Source organism: Natrinema sp. CRL1 (assembly GCF_059162405.1).
This window is the reverse complement of the sequence record NZ_JBLVOY010000004.1, coordinates 426,257-448,351: the sequence shown is the minus strand read 5'-3', so window position 1 is coordinate 448,351 and position 22,095 is coordinate 426,257. Positions and strand designations below refer to the sequence as shown.

Annotated in this window: 17 protein-coding genes; 9 read left to right on the top strand and 8 right to left on the bottom strand. The window is 60.2% G+C overall.

Annotated elements, in window-relative coordinates; all coding sequences use genetic code 11:
• Positions 1-11 precede the first annotated feature (11 nt).
• Positions 12-737 carry a hypothetical protein gene (locus ACJYUO_RS16320; protein WP_494346401.1) on the bottom strand — a complete coding sequence of 242 codons (726 nt, stop codon included), beginning with the start codon at positions 735-737 and terminating at the stop codon, positions 12-14.
• Between the two features lie 127 nt (positions 738-864).
• Between ACJYUO_RS16320 and ACJYUO_RS16315 the strand changes: the two genes are divergently transcribed.
• The 8 genes from ACJYUO_RS16315 to ACJYUO_RS16280 all read left to right on the top strand — a co-directional run bounded on the left by ACJYUO_RS16315 (position 865) and on the right by ACJYUO_RS16280 (position 8,038).
• Positions 865-1,134: a DUF7967 family protein gene (locus ACJYUO_RS16315; RefSeq protein WP_494346400.1), complete on the top strand. Its 270-nt coding sequence runs from the start codon at positions 865-867 to the stop codon at positions 1,132-1,134.
• Between the two features lie 140 nt (positions 1,135-1,274).
• Positions 1,275-2,201, top strand: a complete 927-nt coding sequence (locus ACJYUO_RS16310) for an ABC transporter ATP-binding protein (RefSeq protein ID WP_494346399.1) — start codon at positions 1,275-1,277, stop codon at positions 2,199-2,201.
• Positions 2,198-3,151: an ABC transporter permease gene (locus ACJYUO_RS16305; RefSeq protein WP_494346398.1), complete on the top strand. Its 954-nt coding sequence runs from the start codon at positions 2,198-2,200 to the stop codon at positions 3,149-3,151. Before ACJYUO_RS16310 ends, ACJYUO_RS16305 begins: the two co-directional genes overlap by 4 nt.
• A 79-nt stretch (positions 3,152-3,230) precedes the next feature.
• Positions 3,231-4,214, top strand: a complete 984-nt coding sequence (locus ACJYUO_RS16300) for an ArsA family ATPase (protein ID WP_494346397.1) — start codon at positions 3,231-3,233, stop codon at positions 4,212-4,214.
• Between the two features lie 55 nt (positions 4,215-4,269).
• Positions 4,270-4,455 carry a multidrug transporter gene (locus tag ACJYUO_RS16295; protein WP_494346396.1) on the top strand — a complete coding sequence of 62 codons (186 nt, stop codon included), beginning with the start codon at positions 4,270-4,272 and terminating at the stop codon, positions 4,453-4,455.
• Positions 4,456-4,567: 112 nt separating this feature from the next.
• Complete coding sequence (locus tag ACJYUO_RS16290; protein ID WP_494346395.1) at positions 4,568-5,152, top strand: GNAT family N-acetyltransferase; 585 nt, start codon at positions 4,568-4,570, stop codon at positions 5,150-5,152.
• Positions 5,153-5,267: 115 nt separating this feature from the next.
• Positions 5,268-6,584 (top strand): NrfD/PsrC family molybdoenzyme membrane anchor subunit, encoded by a 1,317-nt coding sequence (gene nrfD, locus ACJYUO_RS16285; protein WP_494346394.1) that lies wholly within the window; start codon positions 5,268-5,270, stop codon positions 6,582-6,584.
• A gap of 227 nt (positions 6,585-6,811) precedes the next feature.
• Positions 6,812-8,038, top strand: coding sequence for a putative manganese transporter (locus ACJYUO_RS16280; protein WP_494346393.1), 1,227 nt, complete (start codon positions 6,812-6,814; stop codon positions 8,036-8,038).
• Between the two features lie 94 nt (positions 8,039-8,132).
• Here ACJYUO_RS16280 and ACJYUO_RS16275 read toward each other — a convergent pair whose 3' ends face one another.
• The 6 genes from ACJYUO_RS16275 to ACJYUO_RS16250 all read right to left on the bottom strand — a co-directional run bounded on the left by ACJYUO_RS16275 (position 8,133) and on the right by ACJYUO_RS16250 (position 19,971).
• Entirely contained in the window at positions 8,133-8,762 is a 630-nt protein-coding gene (locus ACJYUO_RS16275; protein WP_494346392.1) for a hypothetical protein, read from the bottom strand.
• Positions 8,763-9,023: 261 nt separating this feature from the next.
• Positions 9,024-9,452 (bottom strand): hypothetical protein, encoded by a 429-nt coding sequence (locus ACJYUO_RS16270; protein WP_494346391.1) that lies wholly within the window; start codon positions 9,450-9,452, stop codon positions 9,024-9,026.
• A gap of 79 nt (positions 9,453-9,531) precedes the next feature.
• A complete protein-coding gene (locus ACJYUO_RS16265; RefSeq protein ID WP_494346390.1) occupies positions 9,532-10,167 on the bottom strand; it encodes a hypothetical protein in 636 nt (211 codons plus the stop codon).
• Between the two features lie 18 nt (positions 10,168-10,185).
• Positions 10,186-16,728 (bottom strand): VWA domain-containing protein, encoded by a 6,543-nt coding sequence (locus ACJYUO_RS16260; protein ID WP_494346389.1) that lies wholly within the window; start codon positions 16,726-16,728, stop codon positions 10,186-10,188.
• 249 nt (positions 16,729-16,977) lie between these two features.
• Positions 16,978-19,032, bottom strand: a complete 2,055-nt coding sequence (gene uvrB, locus ACJYUO_RS16255) for an excinuclease ABC subunit UvrB (protein ID WP_494346388.1) — start codon at positions 19,030-19,032, stop codon at positions 16,978-16,980.
• A gap of 156 nt (positions 19,033-19,188) precedes the next feature.
• Positions 19,189-19,971: a DUF4397 domain-containing protein gene (locus ACJYUO_RS16250; RefSeq protein WP_494346387.1), complete on the bottom strand. Its 783-nt coding sequence runs from the start codon at positions 19,969-19,971 to the stop codon at positions 19,189-19,191.
• Positions 19,972-20,256: 285 nt separating this feature from the next.
• On the opposite strand from ACJYUO_RS16250, the gene ACJYUO_RS16245 reads away from it, so the two are divergent.
• Positions 20,257-20,526 (top strand): DUF7553 family protein, encoded by a 270-nt coding sequence (locus ACJYUO_RS16245; RefSeq protein WP_494346386.1) that lies wholly within the window; start codon positions 20,257-20,259, stop codon positions 20,524-20,526.
• A 131-nt stretch (positions 20,527-20,657) separates the two neighbouring features.
• Here the strand turns inward: ACJYUO_RS16245 and ACJYUO_RS16240 are convergent, their stop codons facing one another.
• Positions 20,658-22,022 (bottom strand): hypothetical protein, encoded by a 1,365-nt coding sequence (locus ACJYUO_RS16240; RefSeq protein WP_494346385.1) that lies wholly within the window; start codon positions 22,020-22,022, stop codon positions 20,658-20,660.
• Between the last annotated feature and the right edge of the window lie 73 nt (positions 22,023-22,095).

Here is a 22,095-nt window from a genome sequence, read left to right as displayed (position 1 = left end):
ACGCCGACCGCTCAATCACTCGCCGTCGGATCGTCGCCCACCGCCCGGTCGGATCCGTCGTCGGTACTCCTGCTTTCCCTCCGGCCGCCGCGTTCGTCGCTGTCGACTTCCTCGAGCGCCGACCCCTTTCCCGGTCGAATCGCACGCTCGAGGTCGGCGACGGCACCGGCCTCGAGATCCGCGTCGTCGACAGCGAACTCGAGATCCGGCCCGCCGTGGACCCTGCAGACGAGCCGACGCGAACGCGATCGCACGTACCGGACGACGAAAGCGAGCGCGACGACGAACGCGGCAATGCCGCTCAGGAGCACGCCCCACTCCACTACCATGAGTGCTGTCTCGAGGAACTCGAGGGCGGATTCGACGGCGTTCGCGAGCTGCGTTGCGCCCGGTGCTGCTCCGCGCCAGTCGAAGTCGACGCCCGGAATCAGCGACGCGAAGCTGACGCCCGTCGTCAGTTGAACCAGTCCGATGCCGATGAATGCGGCGACGAATCCGAGACAGAGGTCGCGCAGTCGGTGGTCGGTCTCTACGGTGATGGTCCCGACGTTCGGCCGGTCGACGTGGCGAACGGTCGGCCCGCTCGAGCCGGACGGAAACGCGAACACGCGCTGGTTCGTGACGACGACCGTCGCGCCCGCGAGGTCGGCCCGGTGTTCGATCGTCTCTCCGTCGTGGCACAGTTCGTCGACGTGCTCGCGCCACTGGGATCGGCGTTCGCTCCGGGAGTCGGCCATGAGTACTCGTTGTCCCCGCTCCGACGCCGACCACCAAGTACGTCGGGGCTCGTTCTACCGAGTAGGCCGCGCCTTCCGGTCGCGCTGACTCGGTACATTCTCGGTGGTCGACACCGAACCCGTCGGTATGAGTGACTCGACGGTGCAGTGCTGGCTCGTCGAACGGACGGTCGGGGATCGGGACTTCGTCACCCTCGTCTACGCGACGCCGGACGGCTCGCGCTATCAGCAACACGAGCGGTCGTCGACGGCGTTACGGACCGGACCGACCGTCACCGCGGCAACCGAGATTCCCGAGGACGACCTCGAGCCGGTGCCCGACGACGAGACCCGAAAGCGGTACGCCGAGGAGGTCGACCGAACGGCGGAGCGGTACGATCCGGACGATCCGATCTAACCGGGAGACGCCGCCTCGATCACTCGGGGCTCGGAACCGTGAGCCCCGATCGACGGGGCACCAACCGGGAGACAACTGATGCTTTCAGCTGCAGTATTGATGTCAAAAACCTTATCGGGCAACGCTACGACGACACGTACATGCCCGCTATTACAGTCGACAACCTGACCAAGTCGTTCGGTCAGACCCTCGCGCTCGAGGAGCTCTCCTTCCGCGTCGAGGAAGGCGAGGTGTTCGGCTTCCTCGGCCCCAACGGTGCTGGCAAGTCGACGACGATCAACATCATCCTCGATTTCGCCCGTCCGACCGCGGGCGAGGTCAGCGTCCTCGGCATGGACGCCCAACAGTACAGCCGGGATATCCGACAACGGACCGGCGTCCTCCCCGAGGGCGTCAAGACCTACGACCGGCTGACCGCCCGCCAACACCTCCAGTTCGCGATCGAGTCGAAAAACGCCGACTCAGAGCCCGAAGCGCTGCTCGAGCGCGTCGGCTTAGTCGACGCGATCGACAAGAAAGCCGGCGGCTACTCAAAGGGGATGTCCCAGCGACTCATGCTCGCGATGGCGCTGGTCGGCGAGCCCGACCTGCTCATCCTCGACGAGCCCTCCACCGGTCTCGACCCGAACGGGGCCCGCGAGATGCGCGAAATCGTCCGCGAGGAGAACGAACGGGGCGCGACCGTCTTCTTCTCGAGTCACATCATGGAGCAAGTCGAGGCGGTCTGTGACCGCGTCGGCATCCTCCGGGACGGCGAGATGGTCGCCGTCGACTCCGTCGAAGGGCTGCGCGACTCCGTCGAGGGCGGTACGACGCTGCGGGTCACCGTCGACCGGATCGACGACGACGCCCTGCAGGCAGTCCGCTCGCTGCCCGACGTGACCAACGCCACCGTCGAGGGGCAAGACCCGCCGACGATCGTCGTCGGCGTCGAGGGCTCGAAGACCGCCGTGCTCTCCACGCTCGAGGACCACGGCATCGAGGTCCGGGACTTCGAGACGACCGAGGCGTCGCTCGACGACGTCTTCCAGTCGTACACCACCGATACGGAGGTGCATGCACGATGAGCACCGAAACCGGTACCGCGTCCGATTCGACGGGCGGCTCGGCTTCGAGTTCGATCAACCTCGAGAGCGTGCGCGCGGTCGCGAAGAAGGACTTTCAGGACGCGGTCCGTTCGTGGCTGTTCTGGGGCCTGAGCGTGTTCTTTTTCACGCTCATGGCCGCCTTGGCCGGCTTCCTCTCGTGGGCGAATCCGGACAATCTCACGACGATCGGTTTCATCTCGCTGGTCAGTCAGGTGTGTAAGCTCGTCATCCCGCTGATCGCGCTCATGCTCGGCTGGAAGGCCATCGCCGGCGAGCGTGAAACGGGCAGCATCAAGGTCTTGCTGTCGCTTCCCCACTCGCGGCGAGACGTTCTCATCGGCAAGCTGCTGGGTCGGACGGCCGTGCTTACCCTGTCGCTGATCATCGGCTTTCTCATCGGCATGGTCGCCGTCGCGGTCGCCGTCTCGGAGTTCTCCTTCCCGGCGTACATCGCCTTCCTGGCGATGACGATCGTCTACGGGCTCGCGTACATGAGCATCGCCGTCTCGCTCTCGTCGATGACCCGGTCGACGACGATAGCCGGCGCGGCGATGTTCGGCGTCTTCGTCCTGTTCTACATCGTCTGGAACTCGATCCAGAGCGCGCTGGGGCTCCTGATGAACCGCGGGTACATCGACGGGGTCAGCTACACGGCGACGAACTTCGCCGGACAGCAAGTCGAGCGAACCCGATTGCCCGACTGGGCGCAGTTCATCAACATGGTCGACCCCGGAAACGCCTACCAGAACACGATCACGCTATTTAGCTCCCTCTCGAGTGACTCGATCGGGACGACGTTCAACGAGGCCGCGTACCCGAACGGCCTCCCGTTCTTCCTGCAGGACTGGTTCTCCGGTATTATCCTGCTGTTCTGGATCGTGGTGCCCCTTGCCATCGCGGTCTACCAGTTCGACCGCGTCGACATCTGATCGGCACCGGCGATCACAAACCGGCGGCTCGTTTTCCGGCGCGGCATTCGTTTACCGTGATGGCCGTGGGACGTGGCCTATGACCGACTGCATCTTCTACGGCGGCAAGGGCGGCGTCGGCAAGACGACCTGTGCCGCGGCGACCGGCCTCTCGCTGGCTGCCGCCGGGCGAGAGACGTTGGTCGTTTCCACCGACCCGGCCCACTCGCTCGCGGACTCGTTCGAGGCCGAAATCGGCCCGAAGCCGACCGAACTGGCGGGCCCGCTCGAAGCGGTCGACGGGGGCGACTCGAGGAGTTCGGGCGGCCTCTGGGCCGTCGAAATCGATCCCGAGACCCAACGAGAGCGCTACGAGAAACTGGCGCGGGCGCTGGCCGCGGACCTCCGCAGCGCCGGGATCAGCCTCTCTGACGCGGAGGTCGAACGGCTCTTCGCGACGGGCGCGCCGGCCGGCAGCGACGAGATCGCGGCGCTCGATCTGCTGGTCGAGTACGTCGATGCTGGCGAGTGGGACACCGTCATCTTCGACACCGCGCCGACGGGCCACACCCTGCGGCTGTTCGAGATGCCCGAGGTGATGGGACTGGCACTCGAGACGGCACACTCGCTTCGCGGGCAGGCAAAGCGGATCGGCAACGCGGCCCGAACGGCAGTCCTCGGACCGATGTCGATGATGACCGGCGACAGCGACGACGAAGACGAGAGCCTCGTGGCGTTTCGGGACCGCCTCGAGCGCGCCCGAGAGTTACTCGTCGATCCCGAGCGAACCGAGTTTCGCGTCGTGCTCGTCCCGGAATCGATGGCCATCGCGGAGACCGAACGCCTCGTTGAGCGACTGCGTGAGGGCGGCGTGTCGGTCGAGCGACTGGTGGTCAACCGCGTGCTCGAGGACCCCCACGACGGCTGTCCGCGCTGTCGATCGCGGCGGGACCGCCACGAGGAGCGGCTAGCGGAGATCCGAACGACGTTTCCGGACCTCGACGTCGCGACGCTACCGGACCTCGAGGGAGAGGTACAGGGACGCGAGTCGCTCGGGGTTATCGCCCGGCGGTTGCCGGACTGAACGGTCCCAGCAGGCGTGCCCCAGAATTATTGCGGAAGCCGTGCTATGTGTTACTATGGCGCGCTCGCTCGGACGGACCTCGTCCCCGCTCGTCACGGCGATCGGCCTCGCCGTCGCGCTCGTCGCGATTGTCGGCACGCAGGTCCTCGGCTGGGAGTGGGGCTCCGGACAGCTCCTCCCGACGATTATCGGCGTCGCAGCCGCCGTAATCGCTGTCTTCGTCTTCCTCAATCGCAACTGAAGCGAGCGAGGGGAGAGACTCGAGTCCGGTTCCCGGTTCGGCCCGCGGTTCCGCAGTGACACCTAACTGAGACGGTGTAACCACTTTGTCATTCGCTGCCGTAGTGCATGGTATGCATATCAGACCGGCGATTCTCGACGATCGCGACCGGATCAGGGCCGTCGCCCGCGAGACGTGGCACGAGACCTACGACGAACTCGACGCCGAGACGATCGACGACACCATCGACGAGTGGTACGGCGACGAGGCGCTCGAGACGGCGCTGTCGAAACCGGGGACGGCTTTCCTCGTCGCGGAGGAGAGCGAGGCCCAACGCGCCTCGGAACGGAGTAGCGCGGAACGACGTTCCGCGGACCGTTCGAGCGGGCAACGCCCGCGAGAAGACGGCGCAGCCGCGGAGACGGACGGTGAGATCGTCGGCTTCACCCACGGCGTCGTCTCCGAGGAGGAAGGAGACGTACTCCGCATGTCCGTCCACCCCGACCATCAGGGAGAAGGAATCGGAACGGCGCTATACGAGCGCCTGCGCGAGGACCTCCAGGACTTCAACATGGAGCGGATGCGCGCGATCGACCTCGCCTCGAACGACGGCGGCCGAGAGTTCTACGAGGAACACGGGTTCGAACTGACCGACGAGGACGAGGTCGAGATCGGCGGCGAGCGCCGACGGGAAGTGGTCTACACGCTCGAGTTGTAAGCCGGCTTAGCCTCGAGTGCGAGTCGGCGTCGGCGGTCGGCCGACCGCTCGACGTGACCTTGCAAATGCATCGCAGGGTGGCAAGTGAGGCCCCGGTGAGTTCCACTGTAGCACGATGGGGACGAAAACGCCCAGCGAGGCCGACATCTTGCGGCCGATCGGACAGGTATCGAGAACGTATTTCATACTGGTCGCGGTCGCAGGGCTGGCCTTCGCCGCCTTCCTGATCGGCTGGGCCTTCCAATTACAGCGGGGGCTGGCCGTCACTGGACTCGGCGATTGGGGCAGCGGCGGCGGCGCGACATGGGGGGTCTACATCGGCGCGTTCATCTGGTGGGTCGGGATCGCCCACGGCGGGATCATCCTCTCCGCCGCGGTCCGCCTGCTGGGGATGGACCGCTACATGCCCATCGCTCGACTCGCCGAGTTGCTGACGATCGCCGGGCTCTCCGCGGCCGGCTTCTACATCATTGTCCACCTCGGCCGGCCGGATCGGATGGTCACGAGCGTCGTCGGCCACTACCACATTACGGTCCACGGCTCGCCGCTGGTGTGGGACGTGACCGTCATCACGGCCTACTTCGTCCTGACGGCAACCTATCTCGGCCTGACGCTGCGGTACGACATCAGCCGGCTGCGCGATCAGCTTCCGGATCGACTCGATCCGGTCTACAGCCTCATGACGATCGGCTACACCGAGACTGAAGACGCGGTGGTCGAACGAATGGTGTGGTGGCTCGCGCTCGCGATCATCATCATGGCCCCGCTGTTGCTCCACGGCGGCGTGATTCCGTGGCTGTTCGCCGTGATTCCGACGATGCCGACGTGGTTCGGCGGCGTCCAGGGGCCGCAGTTTCTCACCATCGCACTGACCTCGGCGATCAGCGGCGTGATCCTCCTCTCCTTTGCGTTCCGCCGGGCCTACAGCTGGGAACACATCATTACCGACGACATCTTCCGCGGATTGCTCCTGTGGCTCGGCTTCTTCTGTCTGCTCTTCCTGTGGCTCCAGCTCCAGCAGAACGTCACCGGGCTGTTCACGGCACCCGTCGACCTCACGAAGGCCGCTTTCGCCAGAGCCACCACCCCACTCTACATCTTCGCGATGAGTCTGGTCTTCGTCGTGCTCGCCTACATCTTCGCCCAATCGATCCGTCCGGAACTGTTCACCAAACGACGAGCCGCGATCTCCGGTATCGCAGTGTTGACCGCGACGATCATCGAGAAGGTCCTGTTCGTCGTTGAGGGCTTCCTGCACCCGACGTTCGACATCTACGCTGCGACCCCCGGGGTCTATATCCCGAGCCTGATCGAACTCGCCTCTATCACCGGGACAATCGGAATGGTCGGGCTCTTCTTCCTCACCGTCGCCAAGGTGTTCCCAGTCGTCGAACTCCACGCGATCGAACACCTCCGGGACGATCACGAATAGCGACCGGACACTTGCCGTCGTGCATTTTCTCCCGTTCCAGCCCGTTGGCGAGCCACTCCATCCGTCTCGCTCGCCGCAAGCACACGGCTGACGCCGTGTAAGCGCCCCATCGACGGTTCCCCCGAAAGACCGCCGCCACCAGCAACTATTTATTCCATGGTGCTAAATCTCTTTTTAGAGATGTCTAATCTTCGGGCCACGAACTCGCATCCTGCGAGTGAGCGGCTATGAACGAGCTTCTAACGGTTCTCCTCGAGTCGCTGCGAGACGGTTACGTACAGGTGAGCGCGTTCGTCGCCGTGACGGTGCTCGCGTTCGGGCTACTCCAGTACTGGACCGACGGGGCCGTCATCAGTGCGATCGAGGACAATGAACGACTACAAGTGCTGTTCGGCGGCCTACTCGGGCTCACGCCCGGCTGTGGCGGCGCGATCGTCGTCATGCCGCTGTACCTGCGCGGGACGGTCAGCTTCGGCACCGTCGTCGCGACACTCGGTGCGACCGCGGGCGACTCGGCCTTCGTCATCCTCGCGCTCGCGCCCGAAGCGGCGCTGTACGCCTACGCTATCGCCTTCGTCGCCTCGGTCGCGACCGGCTACCTCGTCGACTCGGTCGGGCTGGGCGTCTCCCGAGTCGACGCCGCCGTCGCACAGCTCTCGCCCGCCGCGACGCCGGACGGCGGCACCGTCGTCAACAGCGGCGTCGGACCCAATCCCACCCACGACTACGGCGGCCCGGCCCCCACCCACGCCCACGAGACGGGCCCGGATCGCCACTCTCGAGTGCTCACTCCCCTCTCACACGGCGCACACGTCGCGTGGTGGGTGACCGCCATCGCGGGACTGGTTCTCGGAACGCTCTACCTGTTCCGCGGCGGCCCCGAAGTCGCGCTCGTCGCCGATCTCGGCTTCGACGGGCTGTTCACGATCACCGGCATCGTCGGCGCAGTACTCTCGCTGTACCTCTACGCGGTCGGCCGCCACTACGTCGGCGAGGGGGAGATCGCCCGCGCTCGAGACTCCTTTGGCTCCGTCTACGACACGCTCACGCACGCGGCGATGGAGACGAGTTTCGTCACCGTCTGGGTGCTCGCGGCCTTCCTCATCTACGAGTACGGCGTTCTCCTAACCGGGGTGAACATCGCGACCCTCGCCGCGGCGGCTGGCGTGCTGGCACCGATCGGCGGCGCGGTCGTCGGGCTGATCCCCGGCTGTGGTCCCCAGATCCTGCTCGCGAGCGTCTACGCCGAGGGCGGGCTCCCCTTCTCCGCGCTCTCCGCCAACGCAATCGCTCAGGACGGCGACGCGCTGTTTCCGCTGCTGGCCGTCGACGCCAAAGCCGCCATCGTCGCCACGATCTACAACTTCCTGCCCGCCGTCGTCGTCGGCGTCGCGCTCCACTTCCTGTGGGGGCCGGTCTTCGGCATGGCGGAGTACGGATTTGGCGTGCTCTGACCGACCAGAAGGAGACTATTGATCAGAGAACGAGCGTATCTCACAGACGGTACTACCGTTAATCGCTTCGCTTCCGTTCCTCCTCTCAGGCTTTCTATTTGATCAGCCATTCACCGCGAGATTCCAACTGCTCTAAATAGCCGGGAAGTCGCTCGCGCTTGTATTCGACCCATTCTGAGAATAGGGGTCCGTCCCAGGGTTGCTGTTCGGGAGCATCCTGTGGAATGTCGTGGCCTAATCCCTGTCTGATGGCTCTGAAGAACGCTGCCAGCCGCATGTGTTCTTTTTCACCGAAGGTGAATTTTTCGTCACCTGCCGACCTGTAGATCGAAACCGCGTCATCGTATGCGTTTTCGGCATCGTCACGTTGAGCGATCGTCCGCAAATCACCGATATATTCAGACCAAGCGCCACGACGAAACTCAGCAAACGAATTCCCGTCTGTGTCCATATTTTCAATGTCCTCAATATAATCTTCTGCCAGTAGTATCCCCAGTTCACACCGGTTTTGAGTTCGGAATGTATCGCCAGCGATCCAGCCGATCACGTTGTCGCAGTCTTCGTAATAGCTGGCTGCCATATCATACGCATCCATCCAGTCCTGACGATCTGCAATCACTCGGAAATCACCAATATATTCCCACATGACCCCCTGCTGAGGTTCGTACGCCGCAGTGTAGTCGCGAATTTCTTCTGCAAGGAGGATACCCTGCGAACACCGCATACGGCACCGTTTGATCGTCTCTGCAAGCCGATAACATAGTACCGCAGCAAGCATCGATCGCAGTCCGCGTGCAGTATTTACCTGTCCGTGATCTAGCGACTCGCTCGCATAATTTGCGTGCCGGAGGGCCTCGTGAGCAGCAGCATATAAAAGTGTCCGGCCTGGGCGAACGCTCCATTCGCTCGACGGTCATTTGCTTGTTCTCTGTACGTCCTGTAACTCTCAATCGACATTATATAATCAGTTCGCTCCTATATGAGATCAACCATCGACTAGTGACTCATGTAGCGTGAAAATATCATATTCCATACCATACTTTCGAAGTTTTGTAGAGACGTGTTCTAATTGATCGTCGCGCCTTGCAGGATCTTTATCATTCTTCGACTGAAATATATCTGAGAGTAAATCTTCGAAAGAGTTTCTCAATTCGCATGTACCTACTTGCGTACTGTGCGCGTTGAAGCTAAGGCAACAGGTATCGTCATTGAAGGTGAATTCCAACGTGGACGTGTACACAGGGGCAACTCCATCTTTTTCGTGATATAGATATCCATACGCTCGCAGCAGTTCCTCAAGCGACGCATTGAGCGTGACGGATGTTGTCGATATCTGCACGACGAATTGCAGACTATCGGGGAGACCGGTCATTTTCCAGCCACCATATTCATTTTCTAATGTAAACTCGATCATGGGATTGACCCCTTGAGAATGGTCGAAGACTGAAATACTATTCTGCGGTGATCCAGATTGATTAATTTTCTATAGGCAGTCAAAACCGGTCCGAATTCCAATTCCCTGCCTCGATTACCTGGTCGAGAATCGCTTCGAAGTGATCGCGTTTGTATTGGATTCTGTCGACGAGTGACTGATAGCGTAGATCTCTTTTTTCCGAATCTGATATCCTGTAGTCAATGCTGTCCACAAGTTCGAGAAACACGATCATCTGGATTTCGAACTCGGGTTCAACTGACCACTGATGTGGGTTGTCAACTGTTTCGTAGTACTGCTCCGCTCGATCGTAGGCATTCTCGTATGATCCGATCTCACCAACCAACTGAAAGTCTCCGATAAGTTCGTAGCAAAGCCCTGTCCGTGGCTCGTGCGTTGGTTTTTGAAATGCCTGTTCGTGTTCCCTAATATCCTTGGTGACAAGAATACCAATTTCGCAATTGGTCCGGCAGCGATGTCGCTCGCCGGTGATCCGATAACAGAGGGAACCGAGTAACATATATATTGCAAAATGACCGAATTTATACGGAGATATTTCACCATGGTCTTCAGAGTCGACATTTTTGAACTTCATCAGATACCCGTGAGCAGCTGATGTGTAGTAACTAGCTGCAGTTTCGAGTTTTCCGTCACGTCGCAGGTGACGAGCAGTCTCAGAGTAGTCTTGTTCAGTCATGGATACTGTTATTAGAAATTATAACCTTTCACCATATACTCGTTCTGTCAGGTCCCTATCCTGAATATATTCCTTCACATCAGATATACTTTCCATGTATACACCAGTACTGAATGTCCATTTCGCTCCATCCCAGTACGTACGTACGATCACCCATTTATCTCCTATCTGGGCAATAAAGTGTCTTTCTACTCCATGAGGAACGTTATTTTCCCATATCTGAGTTGGGTTCCTGATAGCTTGTTCAACCTCATCATATGTTGGATGACCCTCTTGATCGTATATATGATCATCATTGCGGTCGGTTTCGACTTTGTGACCAGTTGGGTCCTCAATTAACTGACCTGCCGAAACGATCAGCCCCTCGGCCACGCGCAGAATAATCTGCCCGTCTCCACCTGGATTATCACCGATAATCAGATCGTAGCGACCGTCTTCCTCGATTGCGTTCGGTGCACGAACGATGTCACCGATATCCTCGTGTTGATTGATTGCCGGGAGTTCTTTGATCTGCTCCCACCCGTACTTGCGCTCGTGCCCGTCGTGGATCTCGTGTTCGTAGACGGCCCCACTGGGTAGCGTAATCTCGAGGCCATCCGGCGTCTCCCACGCATTCTCAGTCTCGGCACCGATGCTAACGCTCGAGCTGAACGTCTCTGTAGTCACCTTGCTACCGTCATTGAGAACTGTCTCTTGGGCAATTCCGTAGACTGCTGCGCCGCCGAGGGCTGTAGTGATCACGACCGCACCGGTACCGCTCGAAACGGGTTCCGGGGTAACGACCAACCCAGCACCTACGGCGGCCGACGCCTCTATGATTTGGGGTTCGTTCCCCGAAACGTCGATCACGTATTCTGCCTCCGCACCGGCCTGATCGCTGACAGTTATCTCGATCTTGTCGGGCTGTTCATTGGCCAGGCCGTACCCACGGGCCTCTACGATCGCGTCGTCGTCGCTTTGGATCGGATAATGTGATGTGAATATATCGTATTGGGTATCGGTGAGTTTCTCGCGGAGGTTGTCCTCGAGTATCCAAGCTTTCGCTCCATCAGACTCCCAGGTCGGATCGTCGAACGGACTAGCGGGATCGTAATGAGCGCGCGCCTCAATCGATGCGAGTTCGTCGTCGTTCTTCACCTCGATCACTTGATAGTCCTGCCAGTCGTCTGAGCGGCCTGCTATAACTGGGGGAACGTCATCGGTTGTCGGGTTCGGATCGAGATAATCAGCCAACCCGTCATCATCGGTGTCTTTCTCCTGCGGGTCCGAGTCCCACACGCGGCGTTCGGCGTAATCACGTACTAGATCATCGTCGGAATCGGCATCGGTCGGATCCGACTTCATTTTATAGTAGGAGACGTTGGTCGCATGTCCATATCCACGACCTGGGCCATTTATCTCGGTGTATTCACCGATCTCCTCACCGTCCATGAGTCCGTCACCGTCGGTATCCGGATCAAAGGGATCAGTCGTGATAGTGTCACTAGAGTAGAGACTAGTATGGATACCGTCTTTTTCTAAGCCGTCTGGTAACCCGTCGTTATCACTATCCTTTGGTGCAGTCGCGATCCGCTCGAACGTGTCCGGAAGATCAGCAGCCTCTTCCACGTGGAAGAACCCACCGTCGGTGGTGTTGGCGATCGTTCGGAGTTCGTCTTCGTCGATGCCGTTTCCTAGTCCGACAGTATTGATTTCGACGCCCTGTGCAGTGGCGTTTTCTGCCACAACCACCGGGTCATCGCCTTCGTTCGTCTGTCCGTCCGAGAGCAAAATCAACTCTACAGATCGGTTGTCCGAGGCGTTTCGCTCGAGTTCGTCGAGTCCTTCACGCATTCCAGCAGCCGTATTCGTCCCACCGCCAGCAGTGAGGGTTTCGAGGCTCTCGTTCAATCGTTGCTGATCGGTGGTGAGCGGTTGGATCAGCCTCGATGAACTGTCGAAACTGGCGACACCGGCCCGTTCGTCGTCATCGAGAGCGGCTGTGAATCGGGTTACAGCGTCTTTTGTGTAGTTGATCTGTGTCTCACTCATGCTGCCGCTCTCGTCGATGACGAACATGACTTCGGTCGGCTCCGATTCAGAACCGTACGCTTCGGGTGGTTTTGCTCCCCAATCCGACGACCAGTCTTCGGTGTTGAATACGGCAAACGTAGAGAAGTGAGGGGTCTCAGCCTTCACAGTACCGTTTTGTTTGTCCACCGTCGAGTTCAGCGGCGTGTACATCTGCGCTGACTCGTTGTAGGTGACCATCACGAGAGACTCGTTCTCCCCCACTGCCGTTTCGTCGTACTCGATCGCCACTTCGGCCGTTTCGAACTCTCGTTCCGATTCCAAATGGACGATCTCGGAGACACTGACGTTGGTAACTCGTTCGTCAGTAATCATATCATTCTGTTCCGCTTCGATCGTCGTGCCGGCCGCGATGTTCCCCTGACCAGATAGATTGAGTTCGACGCCGACGGACTCGTTGCTGGTACTCGTCGTGTAGGTCTCGTTCCCGTCGACGACTCCGTTCGCGTTCGTGTCCGGATCGAGCGGATCGGTCTCGAGGTCGAACTCCTCACTGTCTAGGAGGCCATCATCGTCCGTATCCGCCGAACGCGGGTCGGTATCGTATTCGTGGACTTCTTCGAGATCAGTAAGACCGTCACCATCGCTATCGGAGTATCTCGGGTTAGTTCCGAGAGAGATTTCCTCTTCGTTCGAGAGGCCATCGCCGTCACGGTCCGCAGCGGGGTCAGAGACACCGTTTCCACTCGAGTCAGTTACGAACGGATTCAAGAAACCGTACTGCGCTTCGATGCTGTCGTTGAGCCCATCACCGTCCGTATCCGAAACGCCGGGATTCCCAGCCGCGAGTGAGGGTCGCATCTGGTCGTCCAGGGCCGAACCGTTGGCCGGGAAGAAACGGATTTCACGGCCGTCCGTCAGACCATCACCGTCTGTATCGACAGTTTCAGGGTCGAGAGAGACGGAAGCGGCCGCCGCAAACGGCAGCTTGAACTGTTGTTCCTCGAGGTAGTCGGGCAATCCGTCTCCGTCGTCGTCCGTGAGTACGCGGACGTCACGGATTTCGGCGGATGCATCTCCAGTGCTCCGCCCGGTAACGGTGATCTCGTCGCCGGCAAACTCAGTCACCGGTACTCGTACCGTCGTCCACATGTCTCGGTCGGTCGATGTTGTACGCGTACTTCCGTTCGACGCGCGAGCGACCAGGGTCGTGTTCTCGTCGGTACTATTCGATCGGATGGCCGCCTCGATGTACGTGGAATTACTCTCCGGGACCGACACCGACCATACTGGCGTTGTGACGCCGTGGAGCGTTCTGTCGGGGCTGATCCCCGATTGAGCGGTGATGTCGGTTACATCCGTCTCGGTCGGTTGTTGCCAGTCGACCGAACCGTTCGGGGAAAGTGCAGTAACCGTACCAGTTCCGGCCGCGTTATCGGTCTCGTTGCGAACGAGAATAGTACCTGTTGCCGTCCGAACCGTCCCGTTACCGAATTCGTCGACGAGAGTCAGTTCGATCGTGTACTCGCCGGGTTCTTCGTAGACGTGTTCGACCTGCCCCGTCGAGGATGTCGTTGTCCCATCACCGAAGTTCCAGTCAGCTTCGACGATCGTGTCGTTCTGGCCGACTTCGTTTACGAAGGGTGTGAAAGATATCGGTTCACCCGCTACCGGCTCGGAAAGTTTGATTCCAGCCTGAAGCGATTCAACAGTGGTCGATCCGGTAGTTGCCCGAATATCACTGTCCACAGCGTCAACAGTGACGGTATACTCGCCTGCAGGTACGTCGTTCAGTCTGAACGTCGTCGGTCCATCCGACAATGAGAGCGACGTTTCATAGATGGTCTGTCCAGCCGTGGAATCGACGGTAAGCGTGACGTTCCGTGATTGATCCGGATCTATCTGGACTGCCAGCGGTTCGTCCGTCGTGAACTCGTTCGGCCGAGCCGTTACTGCGAACTCGGGATCCGACACCGATCCGTTATCATCACTCCCGGATTCCTCGACGACCACGGTATCCGTGGAGTCCTCGAGATCACTCCCGGAAGCAATTTTCACTACGTACTCCCCAGCGGATAACTCAGGAACAGATAGCTGCTGAGATTGCTGGTGTGCCGTCACGGGCGTTTCGAGTAGCGTCTGTCCACCGGTTGACTCCACAGTAAGCGTCGCGTTCCGCGTTTCGTCGGCGCGGTACTCGACAACTAAATTCTCAGCGGTAGTAATATTAGTATCGAGGGCGTGGATCGAGAGTGGCATACCGCTGTTATCATCAGGACTGGCGACTGTAACTGGCTCCGTCGTGTCCGTTAGTCCGCCCGACTCCGACTCGATAGTAGCGAGGTACTCACCTGTCTGGGGAAGCGACAGCAGTAACGTCTTTTCAGTAGCAGTCGCTTCGACCGCTGTACTGTATACTTCTTGTCCATCGGTCGTTTCGAGCGTGAGTGTCGCGTTTACCTGCTGATCCGCACGGAAGGTGAGTGATACGTCGTCGTCAGTAGTGAGATCAGTGCTAGATGCCTCTATTGATATTTCGGACGGGTCACTGTCACCGTCCGACTGGGTGACCGTGAACGGTTCGGTTGAATCTGTCGTCGAATCGGATGTCGATTCGAGGACTGCAACGTATTCACCGGCTTGGGGAATCGACAGTTGGAATTGTTTCGAAGCGTCAGTCGCCTCAACCTCCGTACTATAGACCGTTTGTCCTGCCGTCGTCTCGAGTCGAAGTGTGGCCGTACGACTCGGATTAGCGCGGAACGTCAACGTAAGGTCATCATCAGTGGTGATAGTGTCATCCTGGGTAGAAATCGAGAATAGCCTGGATTCAGCAGTTGACATCGCCGAATTCATCCATCTATCACCCGACATTCCTGTCCTGAGAAATCCTAAGTGATCAGATTTGGTTATTGCCCCATCTCTGAGAAGGTTAGAAGACTCAGTCTCGTCAGTAACTCTATCCGTAGTGCTATCTGTGCTGGAACTGGTGGTTTTGAAATTAGCGTTTGCCGTATCGCCGCCGTCCTGATCGGCGGCCACGACTCTGGCACCGGTGGTTTCGATGGACGACTCATCTCCACGAATGATTCTGTTTTCATCCCCATTCGCCCCAATATAAATACTCCCATCGATAGCTGCCTCAAGGCCCACGGCGACAGATTCATCGTCAACTGGGAGAGCCGTCGAACGGACGATCGTTCCGTTCGAGGATTCTACTGTGAGAAGCGTCGGCGCTGTCACGTCATCACCCTGCTTAATCACGTATAACCGACCATCGCCAGTGACTGCAAGTTCAGACGCTCCGCCGGGTATCGATGTGGACCACAGTCCGCTCCCATCAGTCGGATTGACGCCGCGTATACCGGTCGACGTAGCGACGAACACGGTACCGTTGGAACCCTGTTTCAGATGGGTAATGTAATTGGGGGCAATATCGGTCCCCCACGCGGTGTCGACTGAATTAGTTCCGTTGTTGATACGTACGAGGCGCGTTCCGGACTCGCGTCCTTCAAAATAGAGACCGGCATACACCGAGCCGTCAGTTCCGTGCGTAATATCGTCGAGGCGGTACTCTGACCCTTGCTCGCTGAAAAAGGTCATCGTCCACGGGCGGTATCCATATTCCGTATCGATCGCCGTGACGTTACCGCCCCTCGAAACGTTCGCTGCACCGATCACTGTGTTTTCTCGGGTCGTCGAGAGTTCGAAAACACCGGGATCGAAGGGAATCTGTGTCGTCGTCGATCCGTTGAACCAGTCGAGTTGAGAAACAGTGCCGTGTTCTTCGACTGACCCATAAATAGCCCCGTTTGGACCCGATGCGACGATCGTGTCACCGGGTTCGGAGAACTGTTTCTGCCAAACCGTCGTTCCTGAATCGGCATCGACCTTGCTGACCGATCCGTTTGTGTCACCGATGTAGACCGCGTTTGTTGCCTCAGCTTCGAGCGGTTCGGGTCGCTGGATCCGCGTCGAATTGTTCCATGCGGTCCGGTTAAGAACCGTGAAGTAGCCGAGTGAGGAGACTGTTGCATTCGCTCGTTGTCTTTCGGTGTCGAAGTCAGTCGGCACGGGTTTCCAGCCACCGACGCCGGTTCCAGTCCAATGGTAAATTGCCAGCGACTCTGTATCATCGGACGAGACCGACTCAGTCAGTGGTATCGAAACAGTCGCCTGTTTAGGCCCGTCTGTTTTGTCAGTTCTATCAGAGGCGATATAAACAGTTGGTCCTACATTCGGGAGTTTATTACCATTATCACCAGTATATGGCGTTATTGATACGTTTTCTGGACGGGCATTCGCTTGAGTGAGCGAAACTATCACATCTGACTGCGTGTCCTGTATCGTTCTGGTCAGACTTGGTTGGTGCGTATCCAGAATAGAAGGATTTCTCTCGCTAAAAGAGTCGAGATCGTGTTCTTCATTCGGATTTGTGCGGTCTCCGATATCGAAATTGGATCCCGCTACAACAGCAGGCATCGTAGCTGTTGATAAAACTATAACTATAGTTAGCAACACTGTGCTCCATTTCCGTTTACTAATAGCCATAAGTAGATATTATAATCACCTCTAAAGAATATTTTCCAGGACTAGAATATACAGTAATGAATTTACCTCCTATTAGTTATAATATGATTGGTCCGACCCCACCCCGGAACCATCGGAAATGGTGAATACAGTGTTTATACCTGTTAGAACGGAATTTTCAATCGATATTTACGGCCATTTGAGGCAGTCATAATCAGTATAACGACTGTAAAAGCGGACTTCGTGGACCGAGGTCAGAAAGAGACCAGTTCAGAACTCCTCGCTCGGCGGTGCAATCCCCTCGTCGCTACCCTCGAGTTCGAACTCTTCCCGAACTTCACGAATCCGGTCACGAATATCGGCCGCCAGCTCGAACTCGAGGTTGCCCGCGGCTTCCTCCATCCGCCCCTCGAGTTCGTCGATGTAGCGGGCGGCGTCGTCCTCGTCCTCGAGTTCCCGCCCCGAAACCTCGGTGGTGTCGGTCTTGCTGCCGGGCAGGTTGGTCTCGCCGACTTCCTTCTCGATCGTGGTCGGTTCGTGGCCGTGGTCCTCGTTGAACGCCTGCTGGATCTCGCGGCGGCGCTGGGTCTCCTCGATCGCGGACTCCATGGCGCTCGAGGGCTCGTCGGCGTAGAGGACGACCTCGCCGTTGACGTTCCGGGCCGCTCGGCCCATGGTCTGGACGAGCGTCGTCTCCGAGCGGAGGAACCCCTCCTGATCGGCGTCGAGAATCGCGACCAGCGAGACCTCGGGGATGTCCAGCCCCTCCCGCAGGAGGTTGATTCCGACGAGCACGTCGATCTCGCCCAATCGCAGTGAGCGGATGATCTCGTGGCGCTCCAAGGTGTCCGTTTCGTCGTGCATGTAGGCCACGTCGACGCCGGCTTCCTCGAGGTACTCGGTCAGGTCCTCCGCCATCCGCTTGGTGAGGGTCGTGACGAGGGTGCGCTCGTCGCGGTCGATGCGCTCGTCGATGCGGTCCATCAGGTCGTCGACCTGTCCCGTCGCGTCGGAGACTTCGATCTTCGGGTCGACGAGGTGGGTCGGTCGAACGATCTGCTCGACGATCTGCTCGCTTTCCTCGCGCTCGTAGTCGCTCGGCGTCGCGCTGACGTACAGCGTCTGGTCGGTCTTTTCCTCGAACTCCTCGAAGGTGAGCGGCCGGTTGTCGTAGGCAGTTGGCAGCCGAAAGCCGTTCTCGACCAGCGAGTCCTTTCGGGACTTGTCGCCGGCGTACTGGCCCCGGATCTGGGGCAGGGTCACGTGGGACTCGTCGACTACGGTCAGGAAGTCATCGGGGAAGTAGTCCATGAGGGTGTAGGGAGCCTCGCCCGACTCCCGATCCGAGAGGTACAGCGAGTAGTTCTCGATCCCCGAACAGTAGCCCGTTTCCTGCATCATCTCGAGGTCGAAGGTGGTCCGCTCCTCGATGCGCTGGGCGGCGATCATGTCGCCTTTCCGCTCGAAGTAGGAGATCCGGGAATCCAGATCGTCGCGGATCTCGTCCATCGCCTGCTCGAGTTTCGTCTCCGGAATCGAGTAGTGCTCCGCGGGGTGGATCAACACCGCCTGCTGGTCGCCCTGTGTCTTGCCCTCGAGCGGGTCGACCTTGACCATGCGATCGATCTCGTCGCCCCAGAGTTCGACCCGAACGGCGTAGCGGCCGTACATCGGGTAGATTTCGATGGTGTCGCCCCGCACCCGAAACGTGCCCTGCGTGAAATCAACGTCGTTGCGCTCGTAGTTCAGGTCGACCAGTTGGGCGAGTAACTCGTCGCGGCCGATTTCCTCGCCGACCTCGAGGCGCAGGGACATATCGATGTAGTTGCGCGGGTCGCCGAGGCCGTAGATCGCGGAGACCGAGGCGACGACGATGACGTCCTCGCGGGTCAGCAGCGACCGCGTGGCGGAGTGGCGCAGGCGGTCGATCTCGTCGTTGATCGAGGCGTCCTTGTCGATGTAGGTGTCGCTCTGCTCGACGTAGGCCTCGGGCTGGTAGTAGTCGTAGTAGGAGACGAAATATTCGACGGCGTTGTCCGGAAACAGATTTCGGAACTCCTCGTAGAGCTGGGCCGCCAGCGTCTTGTTGTGGGCGATGACTAGCGTCGGTTTCTGGATCTCCTCGACGGTCCACGAGACGGTGTTGGTCTTGCCCGAGCCGGTCACCCCGAGCAGGGTCTGTCTGTCCATTCCGGACCGAAACCCGTCGACTAACTGCTCGATCGCTTCGGGCTGGTCACCCGCGGGCTCGAAAGGAGCGTCGACAGAGAACGGGTGGTCGACGTTCGGACGGTCCGGTTGGAGGGGTCCTTGTGCGTCGCTCATTATCGGAATCAGGGGCTCGAGCCACTTTACGCGCTCGCATGCCCCGCCGAATCCCGATGAGAGAGCGGCGCGATCCGTCGGTCCCCGTCTCGAGCCGTCGGTCCGGCCGTCCGGCCGGCCGCGACCGGGTAGCCGGCGGACCGTCAGCTTGCCTCGCTACTCGTGGTGGGTATCGGTCATCTCGTCGTCCGCGGCCGAATCGGCGTCGGCCATCGGCCCGTCGACGGTTAGTTCGACGCTGAACGCGGGCTCTGTCTCGCCCATCGGCTCGAGGTAGCCGGTCGCGTACGCGGTGTAGGCCATCCCACGGTCGAGGGTCACGTCGAAGGAGGCCACGGCCGCATCGCCGCCAGCCGGCCGGACCGAGACGGTGCGTGCGCCGGCCGGCACCGCGACGTAGTCGGTCGCGTCGGTAAACGCCACGTCCTCGAAGACCGGCTCACCGTCGGCGTAGACGTCGACCGCCGGCGCGTCCGGCGACGCGTGAACGAGCCGAACGAGCGCCGAGCCGGCGTCGACCAAGACCGCCGGCTGGAACGTATCGGCCTCGAGTTCGCCGATCGCGGCGACGGTGTAAAACGCCGCCCCGAAGGTTACGTCGCCCTCAAACGCGACCGTCTCCGGATCGCCCGCGGCCGTGATCGTCACCGTGTAGGTACCCGGCTCGATCTCGAGATACGGCGAGACATCGCCGTAAGCGACGTCCGCGAGGACACGGTTACCGGCCACGTAGACGTCGACGTTCGGTGCGTCCGGCGAGAAGTGGGCCACTCGAACTGCTGTGCCCCCCATGTCTCCCGATTCGCCGCCGGCCGTCTCGTCGTGAGCCGACCGCTCGTCGTCTTCGTACTCGCCGACAGCGAACGCGGTGCCACTCGCCGCGGTCAGTCCGCCTGCAATGCCCATCGTTTTCAGGGCCGTTCGTCGTGATACTGGCATGATGCGACCGAACCAGAGGACTAACTCGGAAAAAACCCGTCAGTTAGTATCCCGAATAGTCCCGACGTTTCCGCGAGGAGGGCTTCCGTACCCCTCCCCTGCCGTCGGAAGGGACGCCATATTCCGCGAGCGAGCGATCGTATCGACGGCCTACAGCCGCTACAGCACCGGTATCGGGACGACCGCCGCGTCTCGACCCGCCGGAAGGCCTCGCTGCACGCCCATAGGGCGGACGTGGCGATTGCTCGCCCAACTGTTATGACTCGAGTCCCCGTCGATCCGCCCATGACCGAGCAACTCCAGCAGGCCCGCGACGATCTCGAGGAGGCAGCGAAATCGGCCCACAGCGACGACGTCCGCGAGGACATTCGCGAGACCACCGATGCGTTCGCCGACTACGTGACGGGCGAGACGACGCCCGATCACGCGATCCTCGACGAGCGGCTCAACACGCTCCGGCAGGTCCGCGAGCGGGCGGACGGCAACACTAAAGACAAAGTCGAATCGGCGATCGACTCCGTCGAGGACTACCGCGAAACGGTCGATCAGGCCTGATACGGATTGCTGTACCGATTGACCGGCGCAAGCGCCGCCCGGGCCGCGGTTGCGCCGAAAATGACGTACAGTAAACCGTATGAGAACGCGCAAGCGCCGGCTGATGAATCGGGGGCGGACCGTGCTACAGCTCACTCGACGATGTCCTCGAGTCGGCCGCCGAACTCGGCGAGGTCGTCGTTGATATCGTCGCCGGAGCTCTCGCCGGGCAGAATGTCACCGAGTGCCGCGCCGAAGGAGGCGACGGTCCAGACGACGCTAATGCGGGCGATCGCGACGACGGGGTCGTGCCAGTTGCCGACCCGGCCCCACATCGTCATCAGCGCCGCGGCGGTCAGAAACGAGACGAGCGAGATCCCGACCATGCGGCGCGGAACGAACCCGAATATCGGGCGCGACATCTGGACGTCCTGTGGTCCCGCCCAGTAGACGAGCATCGTCACCATCAGCAGGACGAACCCGGTGTTCACGAGGAAGAAGACGGGGAACCCGCCGACCCGAAAGGAGAGGAAGTACTCGGCGACGTCGAAGACGCCGTCCTCGACCAGAAACGGCACGGCGAAGAAGATGCTCCCGACGAACGCCTCCGCGATATCGCGGCTGGTGTACTTCCGGATTCGGTCGCCGAACGCGTCGTCGAGGGTCGCGTGTCTCGTTCGCTCCCTGAGACGCCGCATTTCGCGGCGATCCTCGTGATCGTCGGCGCGGGACTCGAGGCTATCGAACTGCTCGAGGATCGCGTCGACGAGTTCGACATCGGTCAGCCGATGGCTCGAGTTTGCGATCGGGGTCGTGGTCGAAGCGGACTGCTTCCCATCGCGGGCGTCGTCTGCGACGGCTCCCGAACTGGTCGGACCGACCGTGGCCGCCGGCGCGGACTCTTGGACCGAGAGGATATCACCGAGCGCGGCACCGAGCGAGCCGACGGTCCAGAGCACGTTGATGCGGGCGAGGGCTTCGGTCGGCGGCTGCCAGTTCCCGACCCGGCCCCAGACGGTCATCAGGACGGCCGCGGTGAGAAAGGAGACGACGAGGATCATGATCACCCGCGTCGGGATACGCCCGAAGAGGAGTTGCGTCTCCGTTTTGTCCCGGCCCGTCCACTCGACGAGCGCGTAGGTCATCGTCACGACAAATAGCGTGTTCGCGATCAGGAAGATCGGAATCGAATGGACCGTCACGCCGAAGAGATAATCGGCGATGTCGAAGACCCCGTCCTCGACGAGCAGCGGGGACGTGAAGATCACGCTCCCGACGAACGCTTCGATCGCGTCGCTGACCCGGAGCCCGCGGATCCGCGAATCGATCAAGCCTCGCTCGTGGGCCGCCGACAAGAGCCCCTCGAGTTCGCGAATCTCCGCGTGAGCGTCGCTCGATTCCGTGTCGGCCGCGAAGTCCGTGAGCCTGTCGAAGAGGTCCTCGACGTGAGCGGGCGTCGACTGCGGCTCGGGACGGCCCGCGTCCTCGAGACGATCGACCGAGGGATCAGTGTCCATTCTGGGTAGATCCCAGGGTACGAACGGGGACGGGTATAGCGTTGTGGTCGATCGCGACGACGGCGAGACGCGA

Excerpts from the sequence above, each read along its gene's own strand:
- ACJYUO_RS16295 (WP_494346396.1), top strand. The coding sequence starts at position 4,270 with ATGGCGCGCTCGCTCGGACGGACCTCGTCCCCGCTCGTCACGGCGATC.
- ACJYUO_RS16240 (WP_494346385.1), bottom strand. The coding sequence starts at position 22,022 with ATGGACACTGATCCCTCGGTCGATCGTCTCGAGGACGCGGGCCGTCCC.
- nrfD (WP_494346394.1), top strand. The coding sequence starts at position 5,268 with ATGGGGACGAAAACGCCCAGCGAGGCCGACATCTTGCGGCCGATCGGA.
- ACJYUO_RS16270 (WP_494346391.1), bottom strand. The coding sequence starts at position 9,452 with ATGATCGAGTTTACATTAGAAAATGAATATGGTGGCTGGAAAATGACC.
- ACJYUO_RS16305 (WP_494346398.1), top strand. The coding sequence starts at position 2,198 with ATGAGCACCGAAACCGGTACCGCGTCCGATTCGACGGGCGGCTCGGCT.
- ACJYUO_RS16280 (WP_494346393.1), top strand. The coding sequence starts at position 6,812 with ATGAACGAGCTTCTAACGGTTCTCCTCGAGTCGCTGCGAGACGGTTAC.
- ACJYUO_RS16315 (WP_494346400.1), top strand. The coding sequence starts at position 865 with ATGAGTGACTCGACGGTGCAGTGCTGGCTCGTCGAACGGACGGTCGGG.
- ACJYUO_RS16245 (WP_494346386.1), top strand. The coding sequence starts at position 20,257 with ATGACCGAGCAACTCCAGCAGGCCCGCGACGATCTCGAGGAGGCAGCG.
- uvrB (WP_494346388.1), bottom strand. The coding sequence starts at position 19,032 with ATGAGCGACGCACAAGGACCCCTCCAACCGGACCGTCCGAACGTCGAC.
- ACJYUO_RS16290 (WP_494346395.1), top strand. The coding sequence starts at position 4,568 with ATGCATATCAGACCGGCGATTCTCGACGATCGCGACCGGATCAGGGCC.
- ACJYUO_RS16275 (WP_494346392.1), bottom strand. The coding sequence starts at position 8,762 with ATGCGGTGTTCGCAGGGTATCCTCCTTGCAGAAGAAATTCGCGACTAC.
- ACJYUO_RS16320 (WP_494346401.1), bottom strand. The coding sequence starts at position 737 with ATGGCCGACTCCCGGAGCGAACGCCGATCCCAGTGGCGCGAGCACGTC.
- ACJYUO_RS16265 (WP_494346390.1), bottom strand. The coding sequence starts at position 10,167 with ATGACTGAACAAGACTACTCTGAGACTGCTCGTCACCTGCGACGTGAC.
- ACJYUO_RS16260 (WP_494346389.1), bottom strand. The coding sequence starts at position 16,728 with ATGGCTATTAGTAAACGGAAATGGAGCACAGTGTTGCTAACTATAGTT.
- ACJYUO_RS16300 (WP_494346397.1), top strand. The coding sequence starts at position 3,231 with ATGACCGACTGCATCTTCTACGGCGGCAAGGGCGGCGTCGGCAAGACG.
- ACJYUO_RS16250 (WP_494346387.1), bottom strand. The coding sequence starts at position 19,971 with ATGCCAGTATCACGACGAACGGCCCTGAAAACGATGGGCATTGCAGGC.
- ACJYUO_RS16310 (WP_494346399.1), top strand. The coding sequence starts at position 1,275 with ATGCCCGCTATTACAGTCGACAACCTGACCAAGTCGTTCGGTCAGACC.